General features: G+C 25.8%; 6 protein-coding genes. All 6 read left to right on the top strand.

Annotated features, from left to right (window positions below; all coding sequences use genetic code 11):
• Window positions 1-110 precede the first annotated feature (110 nt).
• A complete protein-coding gene (locus tag B2W91_RS10380) occupies window positions 111-707 on the top strand; it encodes a GNAT family N-acetyltransferase (protein WP_291580567.1) in 597 nt (198 codons plus the stop codon).
• Window positions 708-830: 123 nt separating this feature from the next.
• Window positions 831-1,997 carry a cell wall-binding repeat-containing protein gene (locus tag B2W91_RS10375; protein ID WP_291580566.1) on the top strand — a complete coding sequence of 389 codons (1,167 nt, stop codon included), beginning with the start codon at window positions 831-833 and terminating at the stop codon, window positions 1,995-1,997.
• A 176-nt stretch (window positions 1,998-2,173) separates the two neighbouring features.
• Window positions 2,174-2,422 carry a hypothetical protein gene (locus B2W91_RS10370; protein ID WP_291580565.1) on the top strand — a complete coding sequence of 83 codons (249 nt, stop codon included), beginning with the start codon at window positions 2,174-2,176 and terminating at the stop codon, window positions 2,420-2,422.
• 339 nt (window positions 2,423-2,761) lie between these two features.
• Window positions 2,762-3,460, top strand: a complete 699-nt coding sequence (locus tag B2W91_RS10365) for an HAD family hydrolase (protein ID WP_291580564.1) — start codon at window positions 2,762-2,764, stop codon at window positions 3,458-3,460.
• 133 nt (window positions 3,461-3,593) lie between these two features.
• The gene (locus B2W91_RS10360) at window positions 3,594-3,998 is read left to right on the top strand and encodes a bacteriohemerythrin (protein ID WP_291580562.1); all 405 of its coding nucleotides are present in this window, start codon (window positions 3,594-3,596) and stop codon (window positions 3,996-3,998) included.
• Window positions 3,999-4,306: 308 nt separating this feature from the next.
• Window positions 4,307-5,041 carry a hypothetical protein gene (locus B2W91_RS10355; protein WP_291580561.1) on the top strand — a complete coding sequence of 245 codons (735 nt, stop codon included), beginning with the start codon at window positions 4,307-4,309 and terminating at the stop codon, window positions 5,039-5,041.
• The last annotated feature ends 106 nt before the right edge of the window (window positions 5,042-5,147 follow it).

The raw sequence follows: 5,147 nt of genomic DNA, 5'->3' as shown, positions 1-5,147 counted from the left end.
AAAAGAGAAGTATCAATAATTGTCCATTGTTAATAGTTAATTCTCAATTGATGAAGTTGAATCTTAATATGATAAATATATCTTAGAAATTTTTTATAGGGGGGATGAAAGTGAAGAAACTCATAAAACAATTATCGACAGATAATTTAGAAGATTTTTTCACATTGTTTAGCAATGATAAATGTGAAAGTTGTCAGTGTACTTTCTATTTTTCTGCTAATAATATAGATGATTGGATTAAAATGACTATTGAAGAGGTCAAAAAATTAAGAATAAATATTACTAGTAAATGTCATGATGGATATATTTATTATATGGATGATGAACCAGTAGCATGGTGTCAATGTGTTCATCCAAAAGATGTGCCCTATCTACAAAATTTACTAAGTCTTAGAAGTAAGGAAAATGTAAGAATTATATCATGCTTTTTTATAAAAAAGGAGTATAGGGGGAAAGGCATACAAAAAGAGTTATTACAGAAGGTATTGTTTCAATGTAAAGATGAAGGAGTTGAAGTAATTTATTCAATTCCAGTTCATGATAATTTCCTCAACGGTATCCCTGAAAAACAAAAAAATGAAAAATTGCATACAGGATATAAGGCACTATTTGAACAGTTAGATTTTGTTTGCATAGGAGATAATGGAAGATACTATTTTATGAAAAAGAATTTAAAAGAAAATAGACAAGGGATAGCTTTGAAGTAGCTGAGACTTAATATGAGATGTAATTTAAAGAGGAGTATTAGGAATCGTACCTAATAATCCTTTTTGTTTACAAAAGGATAATATAAATAATTGTAGAATAGTAGTACAGCGAGAGGTGATTTTATGGGGAATAATAGAAAAACAAAAGTTATATCCTGTTTTATTGCATTAACATTAATAATTACCAATCTACTTAGCTTAAATGTTAATGCAGAAACTCAAGTAAAAAGACTAGCGGGTCAAGGGAGGTATGAAACTGCAAAAGCTGTTACATCACAATGGGATAAATCAGAATATGCAGTTTTAGTTACAGGTTCAGATTATCCAGATGCACTTAGTGCAACACCATTAGCTAAAAAATATGATGCTCCAATACTATTAACAGAAAAAAGTAAATTAAATAGTAATACCTTAAGTGAAATAAAAAGGTTAGGTGTTAAAAAAGTATTTATAGTAGGGGGACCAGGAGCAGTAGGACCACAAATAGAAAATGAATTAAAAAAGCAAAGTATAAGTATAGAAAGATTATGGGGATCTGGAAGATATGAAACATCTGTTGAGGTTGCTAAAAAATTAGAAAATACCAAAGAAGCATTTATAGTAACTGGAACTGATTTTGCAGATGCACTTACAGTTGCACCTATTGCAGCTCAAATGAAAGCACCAATTATACTAAGTCCATCAGGTAACATAAATAATGCTGTTAAAAAATATTTAGGGCAAGTATCAAAAACATATGTAATTGGTGGAACAAAAGAAATAAATGAAGTAGTATATAAACAACTTCCTTCACCTCAGAGAATAAGTGGAGCAAATAAATACGAAAGAAATATAAACGTAATAAATGAATTTGTAGATAACAAAGAAAATATTTATGTAGCAACTGGGGCTAATTACCCTGATGCTTTAGCTGGAAGTGCATTAGCTGCTAAAAATAACGGCTATATTTTATTAGTAGAAGAAAATATAAATAATACTAATTTAAATTTTGTAAAAGATAATAAATTTAATACAATAACAGTACTAGGAGGTACTGGCGTTGTATCAGAGACAATAATTAACATTATTAAAACAGGGGATTATGTGTCAGATAAAGATAATACTACAGAATCGAATCCAACACCACAACTCCAACCAGAACAACCAGTATCAAATACTGTGTATGTAACTTCAAATGGAAAGGCGTATCATAAAAATGATACTTGCAGTAATATGAAAAACCCTACTATCATGTCTAGAACAGATGCAATATCTAAAAAATATAAGCCTTGCAGCAAATGTAATCCTTAGAATAATAAGAGAACTGATTAATATTTTTTAATCAAATTTTTATGTTCTTATAATTTTCTCATGAACTTTTAATGAACAAAAAGTGAATATAATTTGAAAAAATTAATAAACTTTGGTAAAATATAATATGTAATACGTATTAATTAAAATTAATTTAAATTTTAGGAGGAATATTCATGAGAGGAAAGAGAATAAAAACATTACTTTTAACAGGGGTGGTACTTATAACAGCTACTGGATTTATGGCATGTGGAAGTAAAACAGAAGAAGCTCCAGGTACTAAAGTAGAAGATAAAGTAGAAGATAAAGAAAAAGATAAAGAAGAAGATAAAAAAGAAGAAGATAAAAAAGAAGATAAAGACGATAAAAAAGAAGAAAATAAAGAAGAAGATAAAAAAGAAGAAAGCAAAGAAGAGACAAAATAGTATACTTGAAACTAGAAATCAAAAAAAGAGGATTATTAGGAATTGTACCTAGTAATTCTCTTTTTAATTTATTATTTGAAAATTAACATGAAGAAATTATTCAGACTCATTGTAAAATGAAATTGAGTTAAAGAAATCCATAGTGGATTATTCTATATTATGATTTAATTGCAAAACAAAATCTAAACAGAAGATAATACTATGGACTACAAAAATAATAATACCAGTGATATGAATTAGGTTAATGTTTAAGTTATAGGCATTTTTGCAATATCAAAGGAACTGAAAATTTGATTAAATACATCATGAAAGATTAAATTTAAAAGTGAGGGATTTAATATGAATAATAATATAAATGCTGTATTTTTTGATTTGTTCTTTACACTGGTGACACCAAAATATAATGATTTAAGAAATGAAAATGATGTATTAAGAATAACAAAAGCAGAATGGGAAAAATGTGCAGAAGATAATGAACTATACATAAAAAGAGCAACTGGATATGAGAAAAATCCTCGGAAGATAATTGAAGATATTGTTGAAAAAATGCAAATAGCTGTTAAAGAATGTGATAAGGTAGAAATTTTAAAACTAAGGGAAGAAAGATTTAAAAACTCGTTAATTGATGTAGATCCTGTAATACTTGGAGTTCTTTCAGATATAAAGAAAAATGGAAAGAAGATATGTTTGATAAGTAATGCAGATATAATTGATGTGATGCATTGGGGAACGTCTCCTCTAAATAGTTTATTTGACGATACAATATTTTCCTATGAAGTAGGATATTTAAAACCTCAAACTGAAATATACAATATTGCATTAAAAAAAATGAATGTTAATCCAAAAGAATGCATTTTTATTGGAGATGGTGGCTCTGATGAACTAAAAGGTGCAAAAGAGTTAGGAATAGTGACCATATTAACAGAATACCTATTAAAAAGAGATGAAGAACAACATAATGCAATAAAAAAATTTGCAGATTATTGTATCAAAGATTTTAAAGAAATTAAAAGTATATTATTTTCATCTTATAAATGATAGATGAATCTATATAAATACGTAAACAGAAGAATTTATAAATGAATTTTAAATTGTATACAAAAATAATTAATTTTTTAGCAGGGATTTTTATATTCATATAGAAAATCTTATACCGATAAGGAGGGATAAAATGAATAGCTGGCAAGATGACTATATTACTGGAGTGGAACTTATAGATGAACAACATAAAAAATTAATTGAAATAGCCGATGATTTATACCAACTTTTAAAAAATCAATTTATTACAGATAAATACGATAGAATTGTTCAAATATTAAATGATTTAAAAGATTATACTGTATTTCATTTTAAGTCAGAAGAAGAGTACATGCTTAGTATAGGTTATAAAAAATATTTATCACATAAAGTTGAACATGATGACTTTATTGCAAAGATTAATAGCCTTGATTTAAAAGAAATTGATGAAAGCCAACAACGATACCTAATAGAGATATTAGAGTTTGTGATAAAATGGATAGATGGGCATATCTTAAAGAGAGATAAATTAATAGCATTAGAACAAAATCAAGAATAGTATTTAAGTTTATTAAAATAAAAAAGAGCTGAAAGGCTCTTTTTTATTTTACAAGAAATTATAAATTTTCAATTATGCATTATGAATTAAATAGATCCAATCAAATACTAAAAGAATAAATGCTATTCTAATATATATAGAATAACATTTATTCTAATATATATTAATTGCAGATAAGTATATTTATATTAATCTTTACTGAGTATTTAATAATATCTTTAATTTTGAGTAAACTAAATTAAGAAATTGATTTGAAAATTTATAAAAAATCTATGAGATTAAATTTTAAATGATGATGGTGATATAAAGTGAGAAGTGTAAATTATAGATCATGGTTTCTTAAAGCTCTATTAATAATAGTTTCTATATTATATTTTTCATTTTTGTATATAGAGTTTTTTAATATAGAAATATTTATTTCATCATATATGATTAAGTATATATGTATAATGCTTTGTTTTCTAATATGCACATTAACAGAAAAAAATCCTCTTAATAAATTAGATATTTCTTTACTTAAAGCAGGGCTTTTTATAACTATGTTTGCAGATTTATTTCTTACTATTTTCAACTATTATACTTTAGGTGTAGCTTTATTTTGTATGGTTCAAATGCTTTATTCTATCAGATATGAGGCTCTTAAAATTAGTGAAACATCTTTAAAATTTATAATTATATTCCTTTCCTTAATGTTTATCTATTTGATAATCGATTTGCTAATTATAAAAATTGATATATTATTTGCAGTAGTATTATTTTATGCTATTTGTCTAATGATCAGTGTTAGAAAAGCTATAAAAGTTTATAAAAACAATTCATATCCACACCCTAATAAATATATGATAGCTTATGGTATGATACTTTTTATTTTATGCGATATAAATGTAGCACTATATAATGTAACGAAACTTACAGGAATTTCATGGACCTTTATTGACATAGTGCATAATATCTCTGGATTATCAATATGGCTTTTTTATGTGCCTTCTCAGCTATTGTTATCTTTAAGTGGATATAATTTTTCATTAAAGAAGAAATATTAGCTAAAGATTTTGAAATGGATACTAGATATGGATACAATGTGAAGACTTAATATACCTGGAAAATACACTTTCTGTAAAAATAGTTTAAATCCTTAAAAATTAAGGA

Origin of the sequence: Clostridium sp. UBA6640 (assembly GCF_002455975.1) — a bacterium.
In the GTDB taxonomy this organism is placed as follows: Bacteria; Bacillota; Clostridia; order Clostridiales; family Clostridiaceae; genus Clostridium_J.
The sequence above is the reverse complement of the archived record's forward strand: the minus strand, read 5'-3'. Positions and strand labels throughout refer to the sequence as shown.

What these genes read in the sequence shown, in the direction of transcription:
- B2W91_RS10375 (WP_291580566.1), top strand. Translation starts at nt 831, where the DNA reads ATGGGGAATAATAGAAAAACAAAAGTTATATCCTGTTTTATTGCATTA.
- B2W91_RS10370 (WP_291580565.1), top strand. Translation starts at nt 2,174, where the DNA reads ATGAGAGGAAAGAGAATAAAAACATTACTTTTAACAGGGGTGGTACTT.
- B2W91_RS10365 (WP_291580564.1), top strand. Translation starts at nt 2,762, where the DNA reads ATGAATAATAATATAAATGCTGTATTTTTTGATTTGTTCTTTACACTG.
- B2W91_RS10360 (WP_291580562.1), top strand. Translation starts at nt 3,594, where the DNA reads ATGAATAGCTGGCAAGATGACTATATTACTGGAGTGGAACTTATAGAT.